24 protein-coding genes and 1 tRNA gene are annotated in these 25,615 nt (G+C 49.2%); 5 read left to right on the top strand and 20 right to left on the bottom strand.

Annotation, left to right across the window (positions count from 1 at the left end; translation table 11 throughout):
- The first annotated feature begins 1 nt into the window (after position 1).
- Positions 2-391 (top strand): hypothetical protein, encoded by a 390-nt coding sequence (locus tag Q9O24_05610; protein MDQ7074625.1) that lies wholly within the window; start codon positions 2-4, stop codon positions 389-391.
- On the opposite strand, the gene Q9O24_05605 is transcribed toward Q9O24_05610, so the two are convergent.
- The 6 genes from Q9O24_05605 to gmk form a co-directional block, all read right to left on the bottom strand.
- A complete protein-coding gene (locus tag Q9O24_05605; GenBank protein MDQ7074624.1) occupies positions 384-2,171 on the bottom strand; it encodes an ATP-binding protein in 1,788 nt (595 codons plus the stop codon). The genes Q9O24_05610 and Q9O24_05605 overlap by 8 nt on opposite strands.
- Before the next feature lie 27 nt (positions 2,172-2,198).
- Positions 2,199-4,283 (bottom strand): ATP-dependent DNA helicase RecG, encoded by a 2,085-nt coding sequence (gene recG / locus Q9O24_05600; GenBank protein MDQ7074623.1) that lies wholly within the window; start codon positions 4,281-4,283, stop codon positions 2,199-2,201.
- Positions 4,279-4,665: a RidA family protein gene (locus Q9O24_05595; protein MDQ7074622.1), complete on the bottom strand. Its 387-nt coding sequence runs from the start codon at positions 4,663-4,665 to the stop codon at positions 4,279-4,281. The genes recG and Q9O24_05595 overlap by 5 nt, the downstream gene beginning before the upstream one ends.
- A gap of 34 nt (positions 4,666-4,699) precedes the next feature.
- On the bottom strand, positions 4,700-6,886 hold the full coding sequence (locus Q9O24_05590; GenBank protein MDQ7074621.1) for a bifunctional (p)ppGpp synthetase/guanosine-3',5'-bis(diphosphate) 3'-pyrophosphohydrolase: 2,187 nt from the start codon (positions 6,884-6,886) through the stop codon (positions 4,700-4,702).
- 4 nt (positions 6,887-6,890) lie between these two features.
- A complete protein-coding gene (gene rpoZ, locus Q9O24_05585; GenBank protein ID MDQ7074620.1) occupies positions 6,891-7,151 on the bottom strand; it encodes a DNA-directed RNA polymerase subunit omega in 261 nt (86 codons plus the stop codon).
- Positions 7,152-7,214: 63 nt separating this feature from the next.
- The gene (gene gmk, locus Q9O24_05580; GenBank protein MDQ7074619.1) at positions 7,215-7,829 is read right to left on the bottom strand and encodes a guanylate kinase; all 615 of its coding nucleotides are present in this window, start codon (positions 7,827-7,829) and stop codon (positions 7,215-7,217) included.
- A gap of 144 nt (positions 7,830-7,973) precedes the next feature.
- On the opposite strand from gmk, the gene Q9O24_05575 reads away from it, so the two are divergent.
- From Q9O24_05575 to Q9O24_05560, 4 genes are read left to right on the top strand one after another with little or no spacing between them, the layout of a single operon-like run.
- Positions 7,974-8,273, top strand: a complete 300-nt coding sequence (locus tag Q9O24_05575) for a thiamine pyrophosphate-binding protein (GenBank protein MDQ7074618.1) — start codon at positions 7,974-7,976, stop codon at positions 8,271-8,273.
- Positions 8,164-9,642, top strand: coding sequence for a thiamine pyrophosphate-binding protein (locus tag Q9O24_05570; GenBank protein ID MDQ7074617.1), 1,479 nt, complete (start codon positions 8,164-8,166; stop codon positions 9,640-9,642). Before Q9O24_05575 ends, Q9O24_05570 begins: the two co-directional genes overlap by 110 nt.
- Positions 9,611-11,347, top strand: coding sequence for a hypothetical protein (locus Q9O24_05565; protein ID MDQ7074616.1), 1,737 nt, complete (start codon positions 9,611-9,613; stop codon positions 11,345-11,347). The genes Q9O24_05570 and Q9O24_05565 overlap by 32 nt, the downstream gene beginning before the upstream one ends.
- Complete coding sequence (locus Q9O24_05560; GenBank protein ID MDQ7074615.1) at positions 11,344-11,874, top strand: hypothetical protein; 531 nt, start codon at positions 11,344-11,346, stop codon at positions 11,872-11,874. Before Q9O24_05565 ends, Q9O24_05560 begins: the two co-directional genes overlap by 4 nt.
- 5 nt (positions 11,875-11,879) lie before the next feature.
- On the opposite strand, the gene Q9O24_05555 is transcribed toward Q9O24_05560, so the two are convergent.
- From Q9O24_05555 to atpD, 14 genes are all read right to left on the bottom strand, one after another.
- Positions 11,880-12,608: a class I SAM-dependent methyltransferase gene (locus Q9O24_05555; GenBank protein MDQ7074614.1), complete on the bottom strand. Its 729-nt coding sequence runs from the start codon at positions 12,606-12,608 to the stop codon at positions 11,880-11,882.
- An 85-nt stretch (positions 12,609-12,693) separates the two neighbouring features.
- Positions 12,694-12,770, bottom strand: a tRNA-Pro gene (locus Q9O24_05550).
- A 73-nt stretch (positions 12,771-12,843) separates the two neighbouring features.
- Positions 12,844-13,434 (bottom strand): hypothetical protein, encoded by a 591-nt coding sequence (locus Q9O24_05545; GenBank protein ID MDQ7074613.1) that lies wholly within the window; start codon positions 13,432-13,434, stop codon positions 12,844-12,846.
- Between the two features lie 142 nt (positions 13,435-13,576).
- Positions 13,577-14,536: an MBL fold metallo-hydrolase gene (locus Q9O24_05540; GenBank protein MDQ7074612.1), complete on the bottom strand. Its 960-nt coding sequence runs from the start codon at positions 14,534-14,536 to the stop codon at positions 13,577-13,579.
- Positions 14,529-14,927 (bottom strand): phosphate-starvation-inducible PsiE family protein, encoded by a 399-nt coding sequence (locus Q9O24_05535; GenBank protein ID MDQ7074611.1) that lies wholly within the window; start codon positions 14,925-14,927, stop codon positions 14,529-14,531. The genes Q9O24_05540 and Q9O24_05535 overlap by 8 nt, the downstream gene beginning before the upstream one ends.
- A 46-nt stretch (positions 14,928-14,973) precedes the next feature.
- Positions 14,974-16,128 (bottom strand): HupE/UreJ family protein, encoded by a 1,155-nt coding sequence (locus Q9O24_05530; protein ID MDQ7074610.1) that lies wholly within the window; start codon positions 16,126-16,128, stop codon positions 14,974-14,976.
- Positions 16,129-16,203: 75 nt separating this feature from the next.
- Positions 16,204-18,117, bottom strand: a complete 1,914-nt coding sequence (locus tag Q9O24_05525) for a 5'-nucleotidase C-terminal domain-containing protein (GenBank protein ID MDQ7074609.1) — start codon at positions 18,115-18,117, stop codon at positions 16,204-16,206.
- 187 nt (positions 18,118-18,304) lie between these two features.
- On the bottom strand, positions 18,305-19,054 hold the full coding sequence (locus Q9O24_05520) for a molybdopterin-binding protein (GenBank protein MDQ7074608.1): 750 nt from the start codon (positions 19,052-19,054) through the stop codon (positions 18,305-18,307).
- Positions 19,055-19,307: 253 nt separating this feature from the next.
- On the bottom strand, positions 19,308-19,943 hold the full coding sequence (locus Q9O24_05515) for a hypothetical protein (protein MDQ7074607.1): 636 nt from the start codon (positions 19,941-19,943) through the stop codon (positions 19,308-19,310).
- A complete protein-coding gene (locus tag Q9O24_05510; protein MDQ7074606.1) occupies positions 19,933-20,145 on the bottom strand; it encodes a hypothetical protein in 213 nt (70 codons plus the stop codon). The genes Q9O24_05515 and Q9O24_05510 overlap by 11 nt, the downstream gene beginning before the upstream one ends.
- Before the next feature lie 199 nt (positions 20,146-20,344).
- Positions 20,345-22,171: a glutamine--fructose-6-phosphate transaminase (isomerizing) gene (glmS, locus tag Q9O24_05505; protein ID MDQ7074605.1), complete on the bottom strand. Its 1,827-nt coding sequence runs from the start codon at positions 22,169-22,171 to the stop codon at positions 20,345-20,347.
- A gap of 3 nt (positions 22,172-22,174) precedes the next feature.
- Positions 22,175-23,554 carry a bifunctional UDP-N-acetylglucosamine diphosphorylase/glucosamine-1-phosphate N-acetyltransferase GlmU gene (gene glmU, locus Q9O24_05500; protein ID MDQ7074604.1) on the bottom strand — a complete coding sequence of 460 codons (1,380 nt, stop codon included), beginning with the start codon at positions 23,552-23,554 and terminating at the stop codon, positions 22,175-22,177.
- 206 nt (positions 23,555-23,760) lie between these two features.
- Positions 23,761-24,195, bottom strand: a complete 435-nt coding sequence (locus Q9O24_05495; protein ID MDQ7074603.1) for a F0F1 ATP synthase subunit epsilon — start codon at positions 24,193-24,195, stop codon at positions 23,761-23,763.
- A gap of 16 nt (positions 24,196-24,211) precedes the next feature.
- Complete coding sequence (gene atpD, locus Q9O24_05490; protein MDQ7074602.1) at positions 24,212-25,594, bottom strand: F0F1 ATP synthase subunit beta; 1,383 nt, start codon at positions 25,592-25,594, stop codon at positions 24,212-24,214.
- Positions 25,595-25,615 lie beyond the last annotated feature (21 nt).

The raw sequence follows: 25,615 nt of genomic DNA, 5'->3' as shown, positions 1-25,615 counted from the left end.
CATGAAATTAACTTTAACCGTGGTTGTGAATGGCGATGCCATTCTCGATTACGACCGTAACAGCGTGACCATTCCCCCTCGCCAGCAAGAGTACTTACTCAGTTTGGATGGCAAGATGTCAAAGGGCATTGAGTTGGAAGGTGAATTTTTCCGTGATCCCAATACCCTGCAACGGGGACGTTTTATCGCCAACCATATGATTCAATCGCTGCTGTACGAAAACGATCAGATTGCCTCCGCCTGCTGCGCTTATCTGGCCGAACGGCTGCCGCAGTTGCAACAGGTGATCGCCACAGAGAATGACAAACAGGTGGCCATCGAACTGGTCTTTGACCGCCCTTACCAGCACCAACAAGAAGTACAGTTCGTGCGTCCAGAACAGCTTAACTGAGGGTCGATGGCTCTAACCAAAAACGCACCTTCTCCGTCAGTTGATTGCGTTTGAAAGGTTTGGCCAAATAGTCGTTCATGCCCGACGAAAAACAACGTTCAATGTCTTGGGGCATCACGTTAGCCGTCAGCGCCACAATGGGCACCGCCTCACGTTCACCGTTCTGCTCTTGCAACCTCATCTTCTCTGTTGCTTCATAACCATCCATCTCCGGCATCAAACAATCCATCAATACCAGATCATAAATCTTGTCCGTAAACGCCTCCAGTGCTTCGCGGCCATTGTTGACCACCGTCACAGTCAATCCCTTGGACTGCAAAATTTTACGGGTGGTCATCTGATTAATCACCACATCCTCCACCAGCAACACCTCGCCTTGTAAACTGCTGTTCTCATCCGTGCTCACTGGAGATGGCAATAACTCCACCTGTGGATCAATCGACAGCGGCACACTGAACCAAAAACGGCTGCCCACACCCACCTGACTGGAAACGCCAATTTCACCGCGCATCAGATTCACCAGCTCTTTACAGATCGCCAAACCCAACCCTGTACCGCCATAAACCCTCGTAGTAGAGCTGTCCACCTGAGTAAAGCGCTGAAACAGCACATCTTGCGCGCTGGCTTCAATGCCAATGCCTTGATCCGTGACCTCAAACAGCAAAATCAGCTCGCGCCCGTGAGTGGCCTGCAACGAAACTGAAAGCGAAACTGCCCCTTCACTGGTAAATTTAATCGCATTGCTGAGCAAATTACTCAACACCTGACTCAACCGAGAGGAATCACCCAAAACACGTCTCGGCAGTTTTTCATCCAGCTCGTAATTTAAGACCAGTCCTTTCTTCATTGCCAATGGCACCATCACCCCAGCGACACCCTCACAGACCTCCTTCAGATCAAAAGAGAGCTGTTCCAGCTCCACCTTGTCCACCTCAAGGCGGGACAGATCCAAAATATCGTCCAGCAACTTGAGCAGAGATTCCGCCGAATTTTGTGCCAAGGTGACGTAAGCGCGTTGCTGATTTTCCAGTGGCGAGGCATCCAGTAACTGCAAGGTACCCAACACCCCGTTCATCGGGGTGCGCACCTCATGGCTCATATTGGCCAAAAACTGCGTTTTGGCTCGATTGGCCGCCAACGCTTCATCCCGTGACCGACGCAGCCCTTCCACCAACTCATCGTTCTGAAATTGCAGCCGTAACGAGCTGTCCAAGGCTTTGTGCAGATGTTCGGTGCCACTGACGATGATCAAGACCAATAACCAGGTCATCACCCCCAAACTGATGCCGACCTGATTGCCCTGAAAAAAGAACATTGCTCCTAAAGGCACAATAATCGGCAGTGAAAAAACGTAAAAGACTTTCGGTACCGGTGACATCAGAGGCATACCCCCCACCGCCATGCCCACCAACACAAAAGCCACAAACACCATGTGCAAGGGCGAATCCAAAACAAACAGTAAAATACCGGCGATGCTCCACGCCAACCCCATCAAAAAGGCCCCCCATGTGGCGCGCTTCAACCACCTATCAACAGAGCAAGAATTAGGGCGATAGAAGTGCATCAACCAAAAAACAATGCGCATACCGCTAACCAACAAAATATAAACAAGCCACAGTGATACCCAGAGGGTATCCACTTGACCCCAAATGACAAAAACCAGTAATAGCGCATCAATCAGGGCAACCAAGTAACCAGCCAGCCCCTGTTTGTAGAGCATGCCGACCTTAATGCTATGAATGGTCTTTTCATGCTCTGCATTGAGCAACGTCGTTGTCATCAGTACAACATCTCTTCCATACCCCAATTAAACCGAACCATAACGTTCTGTACCTCGCATCCAACGTTGAATCAACGGCTGTACCGCATCTGGAAAATCAGCCCGCATCAGCTCCGCCAATCGTTTGATTTCTGGCAATAACGCGGCATCCCGCTGCAGGTCAGCAATCATAAACTCTACCAGCCCCGTCTGACGTGTACCTAACACCTCACCTGGCCCACGCAGACGCAGATCTTCTTCAGCAATTTCAAAACCGTCGTTCGTCGCCCGCATCACCGCCAACCGCGCCCGCGCTGCTTGACTCAAAGGTGCTTTGTAAAGCAGCAAACAACTGCTGGCCACCGCCCCTCGCCCAACTCGACCGCGCAGTTGATGCAGCTGCGACAGCCCCAAACGCTCGGCGTTTTCAATGATCATCAAAGAGGCATTAGGCACATCCACCCCCACCTCGATCACCGTGGTCGCCACCAGCAGATCCAACTCGGCGGCCTTAAACTGCGCCATCAATTCTGATTTCTCTTTGGCCTTCATCCGGCCATGAATCAAACCGATACGACAACCCAGCAACGCCTCACGCAAATATTCAGCAATCGCCTCCGCCGCTTGGCACTGCAACAGCTCCGACTCTTCGATCAAGGTGCAGACCCAATACACTTGCCGCCCTTGCAAGCAAGCCTGTGCCACCCGAGCCATCACCTCATCACGGCGCGCCTCGCTGATCGCCACGGTTGTCACCGGCGTTCGCCCAGACGGCAACTCATCAATGATAGAGCAATCCAAATCCGCGTAAGCGGTCATTGCCAAAGTTCTGGGAATGGGTGTAGCGGTCATAATCAACTGATGCGGATAGCGACCATTATGAACGCCCTTCTGTCTTAATGCCAGTCGTTGATGCACCCCAAAACGGTGCTGCTCATCGACAATGGTCAAAGCCAGTCGAGAAAACTGCACCGCCGCTTGAAACAGGGCATGAGTTCCCACCACCAACGACACCTCGCCAGAGACAATCTGCTCTTCGGCTTCACGCCGCGCTTTCAGCCCCAAACGGCCACTAACAAAGGCCACTTTCAAACCCAAGGGCTGCAACCACGCACGGCAATTTTTTGCGTGCTGCTCCGCCAACAGCTCCGTGGGAGCCATCAAGGCCACTTGATAACCCAGTTCGATGGCCAACAGAGCCACCGCCACCGCAACCACCGTCTTACCCGACCCCACATCGCCTTGCAGCAAACGCAACATCGGGCGGCTCAAAGCCAGATCAGTGCGTAATTCGGCAATCACCCGCTGCTGCGCGCGGGTTAAGGTAAAGGCCAAGGAGGAAATAAACGACTCAAAAAGATGCCCTTCGGCCTTTAAGATCGGTGCTTTTTGCTGCTGCGCCGACATCCGCAGCGCGGTCAAACTCAGGTGATGCGCCAACAGCTCTTCGATCACCAAACGCTGCCGAGCAGGCAGCTCCGGCGACATCAACAGAACCAAATCCGTCTCTACCGGCGGCCGATGCAAAAACAAGAGCGCCGCTTGCAATGAAGGCAGAGCCAAAGAGCTCAACAGAGCCGCAGGCAGGTAATCGGGCAGTTCCATTGCTCCCTGCTGTTCAAGCCAAAGCAGCGCCTGCTGCATCAAACGGCGCAGTTGAGTTTGGCTCACTCCCTCAGTGGCGGGATAAAGCGGAGTCAACGCCGACTCTAATCCAGTGCCGTTTGAGCTCTGTAGACGGTACTCAGGATGCACCATCTCCAGCTGCCCACCGCTCAACTTCACCTCGCCAAAACAGCGCAAACGCTGGCCTGAATAGAACTGCTTGAGCTGCCCTGAGGAAAAATGAAAAAAGCGCAGCAGCAACTCACCAGTCGGATCTTTGACCCGACAGAGCAACATCGCCCGCCGTCGCCGCACCACCTCGGCCTGCACAACCTGCACCTCAATCAAGGCCTCCTCCCCCACTCGCAACTGAGCCACGGTTTTAATCTGGCTGCGATCTTGATAACGCAAAGGAAGATGAAACAATAAATCGGGAATATTAAACAGATTCAGACGTGCCAATTTGGCGCATAAAGCAGGCCCCACGCCCTTTAATTCAGACAGAAGCGGCGCTGCTGGGGCTTTAATCGCAGACAATCACCGCATCCATCTCCACTTGCGAACCTTTGGGCAACGCCGCCACACCGATGGCCGCACGAGCGGGGTACGGCTGCTCAAAATACTCCGCCATCACTTCGTTCACCACTGGAAAATGACTCAGATCGGTGAGGAAAATATTCAGCTTCACGATCTCAGCCAAACTGGCATCGGCGGCTTCGGCAATCGCTTGCACATTGTCGAACACGCGCCGAATGTGCAGCCGAATTTCCCCTTCCACCAGTTCCATCGTCTCTGGAATCAGCGGAATCTGCCCAGAAATATAGACCGTGTTATCCACTTTGACCGCTTGTGAATAGGTACCGATGGCCTGTGGCGCACGGTCGGTTTTGATAATGCTTCGTTTTGCCATAGTAATGAATTCTCAAAAAGGCTCTAAAAAATACTTAACTGCGGCGCACCCGCAACACCACAGGATGTTTACGCAGACGACGAATCACTCGCGCCAAATGCTGACGACCATGAACCCCTAAAACAAAATTGATCAGGGTGGTATTACCATCTCGATCTTCCAAACTCAGGTTTTCAATATTGGCGTCCAGCTCTGAAACAGCAAACGTTATTTTGGCCAATACGCCTTGGCGACTCTCAACCTCCACCACCACATTAACCAAAAATTCACCACGGCACTCGGTAGCCCACTCCACTGGCACCCATTTATCACCTTGATGACGGTACTCGGTGATGTTGCGGCAGTTGTCACGATGCACCACCACACCACGGCCTTTGCTCAAAAAGCCACGAATCACATCGCCCGGGATCGGCGAACAGCAGCGTGCAAACGTCACCACCACACCCTCACCGCCTTCAATCATCAGCGGTTTTAGATCACAACTGGCGTTAGGCAACACCTCACCGCCCTCTTTTTCGTTACCCAGCAGCTGCAACGCCACCAAACTGGCGGGGCGATTACCCAAACCAATTTCCGCATACAGCCCATCCAACTGTTGGTAACCGTACTCTTTGGCGCAGGCCAACAGACGCTCAGTGGCAAACTCCTCCAAAGAGTAAAATTCAGCCGCCAAAGCGCGCTCCAACAGACGACGACCAAAGCTAATCGCCTCTTCGGTTTTCATGTTTTTCAAATAATGCAAAATCGAGGTGCGCGCTTTGGCGGTGACGGTAAAATTCAACCACAGGGGACTGGGGCGCGAGCCAGCGGCGGTGATGATCTCCACCGTCTGACCGTTTTGCAACTTTGAGCGCAGCGGTGCCAGACGGTGCTCTATTTTTGCCGCCACACAGCGATGACCGACATCGGAGTGAATCGCATAGGCAAAATCCACCACCGTGGCGTTACGCGGCAGCTGATAAATATCGCCCTTGGGTGAAAAAATATAGACCTCATCGGGGAACAGATCGACTTTGACGTTTTCCAAAAACTCCAACGAACTGTCGGCGTTACGCTGCATGTCCAACAAACCACTGAGCCACTCGCGGGTATTGATGCGAATGTCACCGTTGTTTTTGGCTTTGTACATCCAGTGAGCAGCGATGCCCGAATCGGCAAAATGATCCATCTCTTCGGTGCGAATCTGCACCTCCAGTGGTGTGCCATTAGGGCCAAACAACACCGTATGCAAAGACTGATAACCATTGGCTTTAGCAATCGCAATGTAATCTTTAAACCGTCCTGGCACCGGCTTACGCCAGCCGTGCAACACCCCCAGAGTGCGGTAACAGGCATCCACATTGTCCACCACCACCCGCATGGCAAACATGTCGTAGATCTCTTTAAAAGAGAGCTGCTTTGCGCGCATTTTTTGATAGACGCTGTAAGTGTGTTTTTCCCGCCCCGTGACCCGCGCTTCAATGCCTTCATCGGCCAGCCGTGCTCCCACCTGCTCTTCTACTTGCTGAATCAGCGCACTGCGATTGCCTCGCACCCGCCGCACCGCTTTTTTAATCACCCGGTAACGCAACGGATTCATCGCGGCAAAACCGAGCTCTTCCAACTCATTTTTAAGGCTGTAAATACCCAGACGATTGGCAATCGGTGCGTAGATTTCCAGAGTTTCCAAGGCAATGCGACGTTTTTTCTCCGTCGGCATCACACCCAAAGTACGCATGTTGTGCAGTCGGTCGGCCAATTTAATCAGCACCACCCGAATGTCATCCACCATCGCCAAAACCATTTTACGGAAATTGGCCGCTTGCGCTTCAAGGCGAGATTCAAATTTTAGATGGGTTAATTTGCTGACACCATCGACTAAGTGCGCCACTTCGGCACCAAAATCTTCCGCCAACTCTTCTTTGGTGATGGGGGTATCTTCCAGCACATCGTGCAAAATCGCCGCAATGATGCTGCCGTGATCCATATTCAATTCTGCCAGAATACGCGCCACAGCGAGGGGATGATAAATATAGGGTTCACCAGAAACACGAAATTGGCCATCGTGAGCTTGAGCCGCCAACAGATAGGCGCGATAGACCTCACTCACCTGATCCGAATGCAGACGTTTTTCCAGTAGGCTGCACAGATCGCTGACCAAAAAACGTTCCGTGTGATTATTGCCTTCTATTGCGGGCGGCTGATCCGCCACACGTTTTTCATCCGCATCCGTAGACGCCATACAATTACACCTCTTTTTTAACCTCGTCTTCGCTGACCACAGCTGCGGTCTCACTCACCTCAGCGCCACTGCCATTGAGTGCTTCAATGCTGGTTTTGCCTTCGGCAATTTCGCGTAGCGCCAACACCGTGGGTTTGTCGTTGTCTTCTTCCACCATCGGTTCTGCGCCCATGGCAATTTGACGCGCCCGTTTGGCTGCCGCCATCACCAAATGAAAGCGGTTATCTACGTTATCCAAACAATCTTGTACCGTTACTCGTGCCATTAACAACTCTCCTGAAAAAAAACTATAAAAAACCCAACCCCGATTCTATGCAATAGATCGGCACTACGCCAGCAGCGAAGCCAATAACTTCTGCTGTTGCTCACCCTGAACCGTGCAACGCAGCCGTTCAGCGGCCAAAATATGCTGCAATTCTTCCAAGGCCTGAGCAAAATCATCATTGATTACCAGATAATCCGCCTCATGGTAATGGCTCATTTCACTCAAAGCCTGTGCCATACGCCCCGTGATGACCTCTGCATTATCTTGGCCTCGCGCTGTCAGACGCTCTTGCAATGCTTCTTTAGAGGGCGGCAAAATAAAAATCGAGATCGTCTCCGGCATCTGTTGACGCACCTGCGCCGCACCTTGCCAATCAATCTCCAGAAGCACATCCACGCCCTGTTCCAGAAGATCCAAAACCGCCTGCTTAGATGTACCGTAAAAATTTCCGAACACCTCAGCCTGCTCCAGAAACCGTCCGTCACTCACCATTTGCTCAAAATCGGCACGCTCGGTAAAAAAATAATCCTCACCGTGCTGCTCGCCCGAACGCTGCGTCCGCGTGGTGTGCGACACCGAAACCTGCAAACCGCTCACAGACTGCAAAAGTGCTTTGACCAAACTCGTTTTACCCGCTCCCGAAGGAGCAGACATCGTATAAAGCCGACCTGTTGCCATCACCAAACTCCTCTCGCACGGCTCAATGCTCAAAAGCAGTAAGAATAACATAGCCTAACGGCTGCCATCTGTTATGAACTGTTGTACCATTGGCAACCCTGAAAACGAGCCGCTAATGCCTCGATAACCTCATTAAATGTGTTTATGAAAATTCAAGTCAGTGAATTCATTGTGCGCTACCTGCAACGCTTGGGCATCAAGTGCATCTTCGGTATGCCAGGCGCGCACATTCTGCCGGTCTACGACCAACTCTACGACTCCCCCATCACAGCGGTATTGGCCAAACACGAGCAGGGAGCGGCATTTATGGCCTGCGGCTACGCTCGCGCCTCAGGTGAAATCAGCGCCTGCATCACCACCGCAGGCCCCCGGTGCCACCAATTTAATCACCGGCATCGCCAACGCTTACGCCGATCAACAACCGATTTTGATCCTCACCGGTGAAACCTCAACCCACATCTTTGGCAAAGGCGGCCTGCAAGAGAGTTCCGGCGAGGGTGGCAGCATCGACCAAGGCGCGCTGTTTCAAGCCATCACCCGCTATCACAAAGTAATCGAACGCACCGATTATTTACCACAAGTGCTCAACCAAGCCAGCCAAATTTTGCTCTCGGACAAACCCGGTCCCGTGCTGCTCAGCTTGCCTTTTAATATTCAAACGGAACTGCTGGATGAAACTCTACTCGATACGATAAAAACCCAAAGACCCCAACACAGCGTTCAACATCATCCTGACTTAAATCGGCTGCACCGCCTCTTAAGCCAAGCCAAAAAACCGGTGATTGTCGCCGGTTACGGCTGCGTCAAAGCCGGAGCACAAGCGCAGGTGGCGGAACTGAGCGAACACCTTAATATTCCCGTCACCACCAGCCTGAAAGGCAAAGGCATCGTCTGTGAAAACTCGCCATTGTCGCTGGGCAGTTTGGGGGTCACCTCCAGCGGCTACGCACATCAATATTTAATTCAGCACGCCGATCTGATTCTGTTCCTCGGTGCCAGTTTTAATGAACGCACCAGTTATTTATGGAAAGCCGACCTGCTGGCAAATAAAATAATTATTCAAGTGGATCGCAACAGCGAGCAGTTAGAAAAAGTCTTTCAGGCCGATCTGGCCATCGGCAGCGACATCAAACCCCTGTTAACGGGCTTGTTGGAAAAAATCCCCCCAGAACATCACATTCAGCAAGCACACAAAGAGCAACTCAGCCGCACCATTCAAGCTCTAAAAAAATCCAGCGACCCCAAAGAGGCCATCTTTCAACAGGGGTTTGATCTCATCGCTTATTTTTATCAAAAATTGGCGCAGCACTTTCCAGAAAAATGCGTTATTTTTGATGACAACATCATCTACGCACAGAACTTTTTTCACGTCTCCAGTAAAAACCACTACTACCCCAATTCCGGCATCTCCTCTTTGGGTCATGCCATACCGGCGGCCATCGGCGCACAATTTTTTCAGCCACACCCAACCTTTGCTATTTTAGGAGACGGTGGTTTTCAGATGTGCTGCATGGAGATCATGACGGCGGTCAATTATAAAAAACCGCTCAATATTGTCATGTTTAATAACGCCACAATGGGATTAATCCGCAAAAACCAACATCAACAGTATCACGATCGTTTTATCAACTGCGACTTTATCAACCCCGACTACCAACAGCTGGCGCAATCCTTTGGCATCGAATACAAAAAAGTCAGCAGCGAAACCGACCTCGACTGCCTATTCAGCGATTTTGATCTAAAAAACACCATTACCTTAATCGACATTGATATTGATAAAGATGCCTTCCCCAACTACGCCTCTCGACGCTAGCGCACTCCAGCAACTCGAAACCGACCTCTGGCAAAAGGGCTTTGATGAACAAAAGCTACAGCGGTTGATCCAGCAGTACCAACGCCATCAAGCCGCACTCACGCAGAGCCAGCGCGAGCAGCAGCACCATTTTGTTATTGTCATCCCCATTGCTGACCGACCCCACCATTTGCAAAGCTGTCTGCAAAGCCTGCTCACGCTCTGCCAAACGTATCAATACGGTGGTGTTCAAAACGGCGTTTATAACAAACTCTCCGTATTGCTAACCGATGACAGCCAGCAAGAAAAAAACATTCAAAAACAAAAAAAGATCATTGCTGATTTTAATCAACGCGGTCTGAAAATCGACTATTTTGACCAAGCAGAGCAGCTGAAACTGCTCAGCACGCTCACCTCAGAGCAACAGAAAAACATCAGTCGAGTTATCGGCAAAATAAATCCAGAACATTTTTATCACAAAGGAGCCTCCATCACCCGCAACATCGCCTATCTAAAGCTGCAACGAGATTACGCGCAGATAAACAATGTTTTATTCTATTTTATCGACAGCGACCAAGAGTTTCAAATTAATATCCAGACAAACAATGGCGAGCAGAATCACTACGCCATCAACTATTTTTATCATCTGGATCGTATTTTTTCTGAGAAAAAAATTAATATATTGACCGGCAAAGTGGTCGGAGATCCGCCGGTCTCGCCAGCGGTAATGGCCAACACCTTATTGACCGATTTAGTGCCATTTTTAAAGCAGATGGCAGCAGAACCCGCCACCGCAGCCTGTCCTTTTCATAACCAGCAACGCAGTGAAGACGCGCACTACCACGACATGGCCGATCTATTTTATTTTCAACCCCAAACCGAGCAAGCTGCTGTTCAATGCCCTTTGCAAGAAAAACACACCCGCAGCGACAGCTTTGCTCACCTTGCCCAACGACTGAATCACTTTTTTGATGGTGCTCACCCCACACGCAAAAGCCATTTTAACTACAGCCCCGCTGGAGAATTAAGCCCAGCGCGTACCGTCTACAGCGGCAATTATATTTTTAGGCCAGCGGCGTTGGAATTTTTTCTGCCCTTTGCCAACCTCAAGCTGCGTATGGCAGGGCCAACTCTGGGAAGGTTAATTCAAAATAAAATAGGCGTAGGATTTGTCTCTGCCAATCTGCCCATGTTGCATCAGCGCACGGTGCAGAGTGAAGGACGTGCTGAATTTCGCCCTGGCGTGCAACACCAAGAAAAGCTAATTGATCTCAGCACCGAATTTGAACGCCAGTTTTACGGTGACGTGATGCTGTTTAGCATGATCAAACTCACTCAACTGGGTTATCCAGAAGAGGATTTAAGCCACGCTAAAATAGAACAGGTCAGCACAGAAATTGAAGTGGAACTGCGGCAAAAATACCAACAAAAACAGCAGCAAACCCTAAACAACCTCAGCCAACTTTCACAACACATTAACGATCAGCAGTGGTGGCATCAGGAAGAAAAATTACAAACAGCCTGTTTTAAATTCCAGCGTTTTCTCGCTAACATGCAGCACAATTTTTCACTCTCAGCTCAAGGTTATCAGTTAATAAACTCAGCCAAACATCGTCAAACACGCCTAAAAGAGATTCAACAAACCCTACTGAAACTCAAAATAGATCAACAGGCATGGCAACAGACCTTAACTCACTTTTCTCAAAAGGCCAGTGAATCAACATGAACGTCTTTATCCTCAACAGTGGCCGCTGCGGCTCCAGCACCTTTATCAAAGCCTGTCAGCACATCAGCAATTTTAGCTCCGCGCACGAATCCCGCAGCCAAAAAATCGGCAGTGAACGCTTAAACTACCCTAAAAACCACATTGAAGCCGATAATAGACTCTGCTGGTTTTTGGGGCGATTGGATCAGAGCTACGGCAACACGGCATTTTATGTTCACCTCAAACGTGAAAAAAACAGCGCAGCCGACAGTTTTGCCAAACGTGAGCAGTACGGCATTATGAAAGCCTATCGAGAAGGGATTTTACTCGGTGGTGAAGAGCAGCCTGCTCATGATGTAGCACTGGATTATCTTCACAGCATCGAAAGTAACATCGAACTGTTTTTGAAAGATAAAACTCAGGTTTTCAATATGCAGTTGGAAAATTCCAAAATGGATTTCACTCAATTTTGGCAGAAGATTAGTGCCGAAGGTGATCTGCAACAGGCTTTAGAAGAATGGGATATTTGTTATAACGCATCTAAATAATCGCTCTATTTTAGCAACCGAATCAGCGCACACCCCCGTTCCAAATTCAAATACTCATATTCAAAATCGGGGTACTCCCTCTGCCACTGCCGCACCAACTCCAATTCATCCTCACGCGCCGCATCATCGAGAACAATCAGCGCATTGGGTGCTAATTTGTCTCTCAACAGCGGCAAGGCCGGATACCGAGAATTCTTCTGGATAAAACCAGCCGGACCATCAATCACCAGCAGATCAATGCAGAGATCGGGTAATTTTTGCAGATCGTACCACTGATATTCAGACTCGTTTATTTTTACCTGCTGCAACGGCGCATCCAACACCGTGGCCTCCAGCTGCAAACGCTGCAACTGATCCCGTGTGCGTTGTGCGTACTCCGCGCCGTTTTCCAGACTCCAGAGTTCACCCTCGCCATTCAACGCCAACGCTTTGGCCAGTACCACTGTGCTCAAACCGCTGCTGCACTCCAGCACCACCTTGGGTTTGTGCTGCAAAACGTGATCAACAATCACTTTTAAAAAATCCGCTGCCGCCGACCAATCTCGGCTGTAAGGCAAACCCTGTTTTAAATTAAGCCGATCACGCAAATAGAGATAAGACTCAAACTGATTAAACAACTGACGAGGCTGCTGCAACAATCGCTGCTCCACCACATTCAAACGCCGTACTAAACGCAAGAAAGTGAACCCCGAAAACAGCAGTAAAGCCACCGCCAAGACAATCACAATAATCACTTTTTATACCTCACAGCAGAGAAATAACCCGCGACAGTATACGATGCAAAGGAAATATTTAAGAGAAAAAACGAGAAATAAAAGTTGGTCGGGATGAGAGGATTCGAACCTCTGACCCCTGCCTCCCGAAGGCAGTGCTCTACCAGGCTGAGCTACACCCCGACGACCAAATCTGCATGATGCAGATGAGCAATGTTAAGCCATGTTTAAACGGGAATCAATGCCTTAAAAACCGTTAAAACCCCAGTAACGCCGAGAGATAAGCCAAGTCATCAGCAACGATCTCTGCACTATTGGCCACACTCAACTTCCCCGCTTTAAACTGGCGCACCTGCGGCTGACTGGCCTGTAACGTCTCCTGCTGAGCACCGGCCTTCAAGCTCACTTTGCCTCGTTGCAGGGTTACCAAGACCTCACCGTTTGTGTGACTCAGCTGCAGAGCCGAATTTTTCTGCTCAATGCCAATGTACACACCCTGTACAGAGAACGTTTGCCCCGCTTCCCGACACACCACCAGCAAACGCCCCTGCTCCAAACGGTACCCAGCGATGCTCAGATCATCGGCGATGAAGGTCAGTGTACTGTTGGGATAAAGCAGAAACGCGCTCTCATTCAAAACAAAAGAGAGCCTGCCACCCTCACCGGTAATCACCTTATCTCCGGCCATCAAAGAGGAGTATTTATCCGCCATGCCTCCATTGATAATCACCGAACCACTGACCCGCTTCACCACCCTAGCCTGAGCCATTGTTGGCAACAGCGCCGCCGCACCAGCGGCCAGCACAGAGGCTAAAAAATCCCTTCTGCTTCGAACGTTCCTGTTCATCTTCCTCTCCTTAACTGATCCGTGTTTCGCACTTAAACTGCCTTACGACCATAAAACAGAGTTAAGCACGGGTCAATTATCCATCCCCCTAGTCGCTCAAAGCCACACCACTGCGGTGAGAAAAAAACACGATGGTACAACTCTATTCCGCCAACAGCGCGCGCTCCATCGACAAATAAACCCCATACGCATTGCGCCTATGGGTCGCCTCAAAAGCAGGCAGATGTTCAAACTCAGACCAATCCGCCGCTTGGTAGGCCTCATCAAAAGAGGTCATCTCCTCCACCGCCACACTCATCACCGCTCGCACCTGATGCAGATAACGCAAGGTCAACTGCACCACAGCCCTAGGATCCTTAGCCGCCGCCCCATGTCCTGGAATCAACGCATTCAAATTGCTTTTATCTAATTTTTCCAATAACGCCAGCCAGTGCTCGGTATCCGCGCCACCGGTAAACGGGATACGACCTTCAAAAATAATATCCCCAGACACCAACACCCCATCAGACTTCACAAGCACACTTAAATCACCATCAGAGTGCGCTTCACCGAGGTAATTCAGCTCAAACTTCACCCCACCCAACTGGAACGACTCATTTTTATCAATCACCTGATCGGGACGAATTAAGCGAGTCTTATCATTAACCCACGGTTTTAATGAAACACGCCGCTCTGCCAAACGCTCTTCAGCAATGGGTTCATCCAGATAATCCGCGTAACCGGCAGGCGCAACAATCTCAGCACCCAGCTCTTTAAACACCTGCAAACCGTAAATATGATCGGCGTGATAGTGGGTCAGAATCACTTTCACAATCGGCTGCGCGCTGATCTGACGAATGTTTTTCACAAACAATTTCGCCAAAGAGGGTGAACCCAAACTGTCAATCACCACAATTCCTTCGGAAGTCACTACCGCCACCGCATTGGAGATAAAGCCCTCGTTATCCGTCGCAATACCCGCTTTGCCTTGCACATAATAAACGTGGGGTGAGACTTTTTTCAGCACCATATCAATCTGTGAGGGCGGATAATTTTCCGCCATCGCGGTTTGAAGCAACAACCACCCACATAAAAAAAAGAGTGTATATTGCAATTTATTCATCTTTATCCACCTTTGCATAGGGATACTTAACATGCCCGTAGCGAACCACCAAAACGGCAATTGTCAACACCACAATGGTGATCGCAATTTCCAATAACTGCCACTGAGAAAATGATTTTGAATCAAGAATAATGTAGCGAGACAAAGCCACAATGGCGATGTAAATTGGAAAACGGATCGGCAAACGATGCTCTGTATAATAGATCTTAATCATGGCAATTATTTCAAGATAAATAAACAGCAACAGCAGGTCTTTTAGATCCACTCGTTGCTGCACCACCAACAACAAAACCTCTTCATAAACAGCAAACAAGGTAGCAATAAAAATAATAAACAGACCCACTTGTTCAGTGAAATGTAAAACAGTATTAACCGCCTTGGTTTTATTCATTTAAAATCATCCTGTATAAAGTATTTTTTCTCTAACATCAGCCTTCCTACAACCGTTGCCAGGCCCAAACCAAACCGGTCACCGCAATCAATAGAGAAGCTGGAATCACAATACGCGCCCGATACCATATTTTATCACGCCACCAAAGGGCTACAGCCAAAAAAGCCAAGCTCACAATCGCCAACTGCCCCAGCTCCACTCCAATATTAAAACTAATCAAGGCCAGAGCAAACGCCTCTTTAGGCAAGCCAAATTCTTGTAAAACAGAGGCAAACCCCAATCCATGCAATAAACCAAAGACAAACACCAGCAGCAAACGACTGCGCTGCAGGGTAGCTCGAAACACATTCTCAAAACCAATGTAAGCAATAGACACCGCAATTAACGGCTCCACCACCTGTGCAGGCAAGCTGATCCAACCGTTCATGGCCAAACCCAACGTAAGGGTATGCGCAACAGTGAACATCGTTACCTGCCACAGCAGCGGGCGCAGCGTCAAACTAAACAGAAATAGACCCAATACAAACAGGATATGATCCAGACCTTTGGGCAAAATATGCTCAAAACCCGCCACTAAATACATGCTCGCCGTTTCGTACCACGGCGGCACGGCAAACAGTTCGGTTAACGAAAATGGCTCACTGACCGCATCGTTACGCAACCACTGCCAAGTAGACCAATGCCACTTTTCATCAACTTCGTTGACCTGCCGTACCCGCACGGCATTATCACCAAAGAGTTCAGGATAGTACCAAGTAAGTTGTTTATGCTGCCGAGAAATTTTTCCGGACATTTCGATCACACTGATACGCGGCACTTTGGTGTACCCCGTGGGTGGAATACTCACCTGAGTGATCTGTAGGTTGGCGACAACCCCATCAAAACGCAGTTTCAGCGCATGGGTTAACTCGGCCTCAAAAGGCGTGAAAGCCAAACGCAACTCCGCTGCCGAAAGTTTACGCAGCTCATCGTAGGCTTTCGCGTTGGGTGACTGTCTGGTGTTTTTATAACGACCATTAATGCCCGTTAACAGCGCCTCAATACTGGCACGTAACTCAACAGAATACGTGCCTTCGGTATTTAAACTGATCTCCACCAGAGCCGGTTTAACCACATCGGCCTGTACCGAAGAAACCACAGCAAGGAGTAACCAGCAAACAGAGAAGAGAGAAAATAAAAAATAACGGCGGGAAAATTTCATTGCTGTCGTTCCCGCGCAGGCGGGAATCCACATATAAAAACAAGCTGAGGCGGAAGCACCACCAAGAGCAGCTAACTAACTGGCCTTGCCTTCATAGTCGGCAATACCTGGATTATCCAACACCCCAATCAATTCAGGGTTGTTGATTTTCGGTAGACGCAAAACAAACTCTTTTTTATCCCGCTTGGCCAAAAGATAGTCGTGTACCACATCCCACATCAAACGCCCTTCGGGGGTGCGATTGACCGTTGCCCAACCCGACACCTTATAGATTTTTTTCGGATCAAGGGGAGTGCCATCGTCTAAAATCAACTTAGTAATGCGACTGCCCAACGATTTTGCCGGATCAATGGCGTAATCCAAACCGCCGACCCGTACCATGTCACCACCGGATTGCAAATAAGGATCAGGGTCGAAGAGGTTATCTGCCACCCCTTCCAAAATATCGTGCAGCGCCTTGCCGCTCATTTCGGTGACGTAGGTCTCTGCGTAGGTCATTGAGCATTGCGCCATCACATCTTCCATCGTGATCCAATCGCCTTTCAGCGTTGTGGTTCCCCAGCGCACCCCAGCCGAGAGCGACACATCGGCGTTATGTTCGTGACGCAGCGCGTTGCACAAGACCTGATCCCACGTACCGATAAAATTACCACGTCGATACAGCGTCCGATCCGCTATGGCCAATTTTTCACCCAGAATCTCTTCATAGGTTTTACCCAAACGCGACTCATTATAAAACAGATCTTTGCGCCGCGACTCAACGATGTTTTTATCGTATTTTGTCTGCCGCATCTGATCAATAAAGGCTTTCATCTCTTTATCAGCGGGCAACCAATCGGTAATGATCGGCAACATCTGATAGGACATGCCATTGAGTTTGCCATCCTGAATATCAAAATCCAATACCCCAACGTATTTGCTATTGGAACCGGCGTTGGTCACCCAGCACTCATTACCCTCAACGTTTTTCACTTTAATCGGTTTTGGTATTCCATCATGAGTGTGACCACCCAAAACCACATTCAGCCCAGGTACTCGCTCGGCCATTTTAATGTCCACATCCATACCGTTGTGCGACAGTAAAACAATGGCATCGGGTTTCTCTTTGGCACGTATCTCTTTGACCATTTCGATCATGTCATCTTCACGCAGACCAAAAGACCAATCGGGAAAAAACTCCTGTGGATTGGCGTTAGCGGTACGTGGAAAAGCCTGCCCAATAATGCAAATACGCGCGCCATTGATCTCTTTAATAACGTACGGCTGGAAGGCGTAACCGGCATCTTCATCGTACAGACCGCTGCCGTCGTAACGCTCCACCATCGTCGCGTACGCATCGCTCATCAGCGCCTCTTCTTTAACCCGCACATTTTGGCCGATAAAATCACCTTTAAACAGCGCCACATTGCTCAGCACTTCGTCTTCACGGTAGGTGAATTCCCAATGCCCCACCATCACATCCAAACCCAACAGATTGGAGGCTTCCACCATATCCACTCCCCGTGTCCAGAGAGAGGTACCGGAACCTTGCCAGAGATCACCGCCGTCCAGAGTCAAAGTGTTCTGTTTACCACCGGCCTCTTTACGCAGGCTGTTTAACAAGGTTTTAACGTGAGCGTAACCGCCGGTACGCCCGTATTTGCGCGCTGAATGTTCAAAATCAAGGTAACTGTAAGCGTAAGATTCAGGGGTTTGTGGTTTGTATCCCATCGCGGTGAGCAGTTTTTTCCCCACCAAATGCGGTGGACGACCGTAAGCGTCGCCCACACCCAAGTTCACATTGGGTTCACGAAAATAGACCGGCTTCAATTGGCCATGCACATCAGTGATGTGCAGCAGACGCACCGTGCCTTTCATCGGCACATCGTAAAAACCTTGCGGCATCTGAGTGCTGGCCATAGCACGGTTAGAAAAGGCCAATGGCAAACTGCTCGCAGCAGCCCCCAACCCGATTAACTTGAGAAAATCACGACGATCTATTTTGGACATTTTTTCCACCCACAAGGCAAACCTACCGCTCGGTAAGGTAAGTTAAATTAATGATATGAAACGAATCGAATCTACCGAAAGGGGCTGAATTTACTCTGTTATTGCATGGCAGTAAAACCCTAATAGCCGCTCTGTAGCGATTCACAAAACCGCTCTAGGTAGTTACCCGCAAGCAGAATCAGGTTTATCAGGGGTGATCTGCTTGCAAGCGCCAGCGAATCTGCAACTGATCAAAAATCGGCTCAATCCACGCGCCTGCCTTCTCCACTTCAGTGTGAGGCCCCTTGAGTGAAAACTCAATCTGCCGCCGATCCTCTGTATTGGGTAAGCTGGAGAGGCTCACCGCAGGAAAGAGTTTCAGCAACCGCTCCATGTGCGGCACCAACAGATTTTCAAACGCTCCGGAAAGTTGATAAATACGCTGTGACGTTTTTTGCTGATGAAACAGGTGACCATATTCATGATCCAGCACCCACTCAATCATCGGCCACGCCATATTCGGAAAACCAGGTACAAAATGATGGCGCGCAAAACTAAAACCGGCAACCCGATTGATCGGATTGGGAATAATGCGACTGCCTTGTGGAACGTCGGCCATCAAAATACGAGTGGGGTACGCACCCTCGCCAAACTGCGCCTCGATCTCCGCTTGCGCGTCAGGGTGACGTTGCAACTCCACCCCCGCCGCAGCAGCGGCGCATTGACGGGTAATGTCATCGGGGGTTGCACCGATGCCACCAAAACTGAACACCACATCCTCCGTGGCCAAGGTCTGGACAAAGCAGTCGTGCAGACTGTCAAACTGATCCCCCACCATGCGTACCCAACTGAGAGACAAACCACGCTCAGAGAGCAGCTCAATCACCTTGGCTAAATGACGGTCTACGCGCCGACCGTTGAGCAGTTCATCGCCTACCAACACCACACCGAAATTCATTTTGGCTCTCCCTGTATCGCCCTTGAATTCAACTAACGCATAACTTAAAGAGATAGAAAAAGCCATCAGCGACCCATTCTTTTCCCCAACAAAAGATACAATTTTAGCTTAGGTGGTTATGCAACTTGGAATTGAATCTGCAACATAAAAACTACTCTGAGCGAGTGAAGCTGGAGACTCATCAACATGATGCTTTAGTGGCGGATTTCGCTTAGTGCCAGAATTTATATGACAAGGCGTTACACTATGCGGCTTACACCATTAAAGCAATCAGAAGCCCAATGCATGCCACCACCAAGGTAGCTATAGCAACAACGAGAGTTTTTACAAGAATTTCATGGTCACGCTGATCTTTTGCAAACTTTAAGTTCTTATCGTCTATTAATTTGCTAATAATTGGCCTAGCAATATCAAATTGATGATCGATTTTTTCTAAAGAGCAATACATTGGATGACACTCTTTATAATAATTAGATCTATCCCTAATACCATTACTTGCTATCTGAGCAATCTTTTTTCTAGCTGTATCCGCCTCAGCCAGATACTTAGCATAATCAGGCAATACATCCATGATCGCTGAATTATTGGAATAATCCCTCTTAAAAGCCATTATATTTTCTAAAAAATATAACAATCCAGATTCCGTTGCATCATATATTGCTCTTTTACAATGATTCTCAGCCTTCTCTATTTGCTTTAACATCTCAGATTCATTCTCTTCGCATAATGAACGAACTAGATGATAACCGACGTACCGCAGCTCATTAAGAGATGGAATAACTATTTCACCATTCAAGCCTTCAATTTTTTTTACTTCGTTTTCTGCCTCATCAAATAGTCTAATAATATTTTCCAACTGTTCCTTAAAAAGGATAATATTAGCCGACATAAGTATAACTACAGACCTTTTTTCTGCGTTCAGAAATTTGATCTTGTGTCACATAATTTCCCATCTGCAAACTCACATTACCATCAGAAACTTTAGCTACTATACGACGTGCAATCAGATTACTACGATTTTTGGGTACAGAAGGAACTGTTCTCAAGGGAGTAACCCTAAAAGCATTAATAATATTTTTCATATTAATCATTATAAAAACACCTATCTCTATGGAGACACGAAAAATAGACCCTAGGGCGCACCAATAGGATCTAAAAGACGTAATAATCTGAAAGCGAGCCGTGACCTTACAGTTTTAGCTCAACAAATTCAAGGTCACCGCTTTGATAGCAGACTTATAATCTCTAGCTAACATAAAGCCAAGCAACCTTATAATGCTATGTAAACTACTACTCCACCGTAACAGACTTCGCCAAATTACGCGGCTGATCCACATCGGTGCCTTTCAAAATCGCCACATGATAGGCCAGCAGTTGCAGTGGCACACTGTAAACAATCGGTGCGGTACTCGGGAAAATATCATCTAAGGTTAAGTTCTTAAACTTATCCAAAGCGATGTTCACCGTATGATCACTGAACAAAAACAGCTCGCCGCCTCGGGCGCGCACTTCTTGCAGATTGGAGATGATTTTCTCCAACAACGGATCATCGGGCAGCGCACAAACCACCGGAATGTGCTCATCTACCAACGCCAGTGGGCCATGTTTTAGCTCACCCGCTGGATACGCTTCAGCGTGAATATAAGAGATCTCTTTCAGCTTCAAAGCGCCCTCCATCGCCACCGGATAGAAACACCCTCGGCCTAAAAAGAGCGCGTTCTCTTTATCGGCGAAATCATTAGCCATCTCTTTAATCGCATCAGAGAGTTTCAACACCACTTCTACCTGACGCGGCAGCGCGTGCAGTTCGTTGACCAAAACTTTTTCATCTGCTTCACTCAAACCGTGACGACGCGCCAGTGCCAAAGTCAATAAACGCAAAGCCACCAATTGAGTGGTAAAAGCTTTGGTAGAAGCCACTCCGATCTCAGGGCCAGCACGAGTCATCAACGCCACACCGGATTCACGCACCAAAGAACTTTCCGGCACGTTGCAAACACAAAGCGAACCGATGTAACCCATGTCATCTGCGCTGCGCAACGCGGCCAGAGTATCTGCCGTTTCACCGGATTGAGAGATGGTTAAAAACAGCGTATCACTCGGCACCACGACTTTGCGGTAACGGAACTCGCTGGCCACCTCAACGGAACAAGGAATACCCACCTCTTCCAACCAATAACGCGCCACCAGACCGGCATGGTACGAAGTACCACAGGCGATGATGTGCACATTTTTGGTTTTATCAAATAATGTGCGCGCTTCATGGCCAAAGCTCTCTTCCAGCAGACGACCTTTGTGAATCCGACCCTCTAAGGTCTCAGCAATCACCGCCGGTTGCTCGTAGATCTCTTTCAGCATGTAGTGTTTGTAAGGGCCTTTTTCCGCAGTAGATGCAGAGATTTCTGAGGTACGAACCTCACGTTCCACCACCTCACCCTCGACATCCACAATGGTGACGCTGTCACGGCGAATTTCAGCAATGTCACCCTCTTCCAAAAACATAAACTTCTGTGTCACCGGCAACAGGGCGAACACATCGGAAGCGATAAAGTTCTCACCCAAACCCAAACCAATTACCAGTGGGCTACCCGAACGTGCCACCACCATGCGATCAGGGTGAGCAGGGCTGACCACGGCCAAACCGTAAGCACCGACCAATTCTTTAACGGCAGTTTGTACCGCTTTGACCAGGTCCGTTTCGTTTTTCAAAATATCACCGAGCAGATGAGCAATCACTTCCGTGTCGGTCTCAGAGCTAAAACGATAGCCTTTCGCAGTCAAACTCTCACGCAACTCGGCGTAATTTTCAATAATGCCGTTATGCACAATGGCGATTTTTTCACCACTCATGTGCGGATGAGCGTTACGCTCAGCAGGCATCCCGTGGGTCGCCCAGCGAGTATGAGCAATGCCAAGACCGCCACCCACATGTTCGTTGTCCAGCATCGCCTGCAAGCTGGCCACTTTACCTACCGAACGAATGCGGCACAGATCGCCACTCTCTCCGAGAACTGCCACACCTGCCGAATCATAACCTCGATATTCAAGACGTTTCAGACCCTCGATTAAAATGGGTACGACATCCCGTTGCGCTACACCACCAACAATTCCACACATGTTCTACTTCCCCTTTTTAAGTGCTTTTTGCGGACGTTGCCACCCACCAATCACTTTCTGTTTCACACGACTGATAACCAACTTACCTGCTTCAATGTTTTCCGTCACCGTAGTACCCGCACCAATGGTCACACCTCGCTCAACGGTCACCGGAGCCACCAACTGAGTATCGGAACCGACAAACACATCGTCACCGATCACGGTGCGGTGTTTATTGGCACCATCGTAGTTACAGGTGATGGTACCCGCACCAATATTGACTCGACTGCCAATATCGGAATCGCCGATGTAACTGAGATGATTGATTTTGCTGTGCGGCGCGACAATGGAGTTTTTCAACTCAACAAAGTTGCCGATATGCACATCCGTGGCCAGCTGGGTGCCTGGTCGCAGACGAGCAAAGGGGCCAATGACACACTCAGAAGCCAATTCCGATTGATCAATCACCGAATTCTCTTTGACCACCGTACCCGCTCCAATCGTGGCATTACGAATCACACAATTAGCGCCAATCTGCACCCCTTTACCCAAAGAGACTTCACCCTCAAACAGGCAGTTGATGTCGATCACCACATCGCGACCCACCTGCAGAGAACCGCGTACATCCAGACGGGCTGGATCACGCAAGGTAACTCCTTGATCCATTAACTCACCCGCCACTTCCAGCTGATGAATGCGTTCTAATTCTGCCAATTGACGACGATTGTTCACCCCAACCACCTCATGTTCCGCCGCTGGTGATGTGGTGGTGATGGCCAAACCTTGCTGACGCGCCAAAGCAAAAATATCCGTCAGGTAATACTCACCCTGAGCGTTATCGCAATTGATCGACTGCAACAGGCTCTTCAAGTGATTGGCTTTGATCGCCAAAATGCCGGTGTTCACTTCGCAAATTTTATGCTCTTCGGCAGTGGCATCTTTGTGTTCAACAATACCAGACACTTCTCCTTGTGCATCCCGCACAATGCGACCGTAACCCGTGGCATCCTCCAGCGTCACCGTCAGCAAACCGACGGTGTTGTTATCCACCACATCAATTAAATTTTGCAAAGTCTGCTGGCGTGTCAAAGGCACGTCACCGTACAAAATCAGCACGGTGTCTTCCTCATTCAAACAGGGCAGAGCCTGTTGTACTGCATGACCAGTGCCTTTTTGTTCTGTTTGCTGAACCCACTCCAAACCACTGTCGGCAAACATCTGCCGTACCTTGTCGGCACCGTGGCCGATAACAACACACGTTTTACTCGGGCTTAATGTTTCTGAGGTCTGCAAAACATGCCCAAGCAGCGCTTTATCTGCAATCTGATGCAACACCTTAGGCAAATCCGACTTCATTCTCGAACCCTGACCCGCAGCCAGAATAACAATGCTCAGTCCCATGATTTCTCCACTACAATTTATATAAAGATGGCAGCGCTCTCCTGCGCCTATTCCTCTATTCAAGAAACATGCAACGCCTCTTGAACAGCAATACATTTAAATTTCGTGCTAAAGATTCACACAGAAAGAGCATCTTAGGCAACCCAAAAAAAAAGGGAACCTAGAAGGTTCCCTTTAAAAAATAAGGCATTTATACGATAAAGATAACGTTATTTACGCTCTCTCATCTTTTTCAACGTCTGCAAACGTGCCACAGACTCCAACAGTTCAGCTTGCGCTTTTTTGTAATCAAACTCACCGTCTTGATCACCTTGATGAGCTGCCAACAGCTCTTCGGCGCGTTGTTTCGCCTCCAAAGCCGCAGCCTCATCAATATCATCGGCTCGCAAAGCCGTATCAGCCAAAATGGTCACCACATGCGGCTGAACCTCTAAAATGCCACCAGAGACAAAAAAGCTGTTCTCTGAGTTGTCATTTTCGTTCTTTACATGCACTTCGCCTGCTTTCAGACGAGTGATCATCGGTGCATGGCGTGCTGCCACACCAACCTCACCCATCTCAGCAGGTGCCACCATCATCGTTGCGGTGCCAGAGAAAATCTCTGACTCAGCACTGACTATATCAACCTGCATCGTTACGGCCATAACGGGCCTCCTTCACTTAGAGTGATTTGGCGCGCTCAACGGCTTCTTCAATGTTGCCAACCATGTAGAACGCTTGCTCAGGCAAGTGATCGTAATCGCCTTCCACAATGCCTTTAAAACCACGAATGGTGTCTTGCAGAGCAACGTATTTACCAGACGCACCGGTAAAGACTTCCGCCACGAAGAAGGGCTGAGATAAGAAACGCTGCACTTTACGAGCGCGTGCCACAACCAATTTATCTTCTTCGGAAAGCTCATCCATACCCAAAATGGCAATGATGTCTTTCAACTCTTTGTAACGCTGCAAAGTACCTTGCACTTCACGAGCGACGTCGTAATGCTCTTGGCCAATGACCAATGGATCAAGAATCCGGCTGGTAGAATCCAGCGGATCAACCGCAGGATAGATACCCAATTCAGCGATCTGACGAGACAACACCATGGTCGCATCCAGATGCGCAAAGGTGGTGGCAGGAGACGGATCGGTCAAATCATCCGCAGGTACATAGACCGCTTGGAATGAGGTGATGGAACCGGTTTTGGTGGAGGTGATGCGTTCTTGCAGAACCCCCATCTCTTCCGCCAAGGTCGGCTGATAGCCCACCGCTGAAGGCATACGACCCAGCAGTGCCGACACTTCGGTACCCGCCAAGGTGTAACGATAAATGTTATCCACAAACATCAACACATCACGGCCTTCATCACGGAAGTACTCTGCCATAGTCAAACCAGAGAGCGCCACGCGCAGACGGTTACCAGGAGGCTCGTTCATTTGACCGTAAACCAGCGAGACTTTGTCCAGTACGTTGGACTCTTTCATCTCGTAGTAGAAGTCATTGCCTTCACGCGTACGCTCACCGACACCGGCAAACACGGAAAAACCGCTGTGCTCAATGGCGATGTTACGAATCAGCTCCATCAAGGTGACGGTTTTACCCACACCAGCACCACCGAACAGACCGACTTTACCGCCTTTCACGATGGGCATAACCAAATCGACCACTTTAATACCGGTCTCTAAGATTTCCGTCGTGGTGGCTTGATCTTCATAAGGAGGAGCCGCACGGTGAATTGGCATCCGAATTTCTTCGCCAATCTCGCCCGCCTCATCAATCGGGTTACCCAGGACATCCATAATGCGTCCCAAGGTTTTTTGTCCTACCGGTACCGTGATCGGCTCACCGGTATTGACAATGGCCATGCCACGGCGAAGACCATCGGAAGATCCCATGGTAATCGTTCGCACCACACCGTCACCCAACTGCCCTTGAACTTCCAAAGTCAGCGCCTGATCGGAATCGGCCAGTTTTAATGCGTCGTACACTTTTGGCACAGAGTCACGTGGAAATTCCACGTCTACTACTGCGCCGATGATTTCTACGATAGTTCCAGAACTCATCGCTTCGTTCCTCTAGAATAT

It is taken from the genome of Gammaproteobacteria bacterium, assembly GCA_030949385.1.
GTDB lineage: Bacteria > Pseudomonadota > Gammaproteobacteria > JAUZRS01 > JAUZRS01 > JAUZRS01.
Note: the sequence above shows the minus strand (reverse complement) of the source record. Positions and strands in the feature narration are given on the sequence as shown.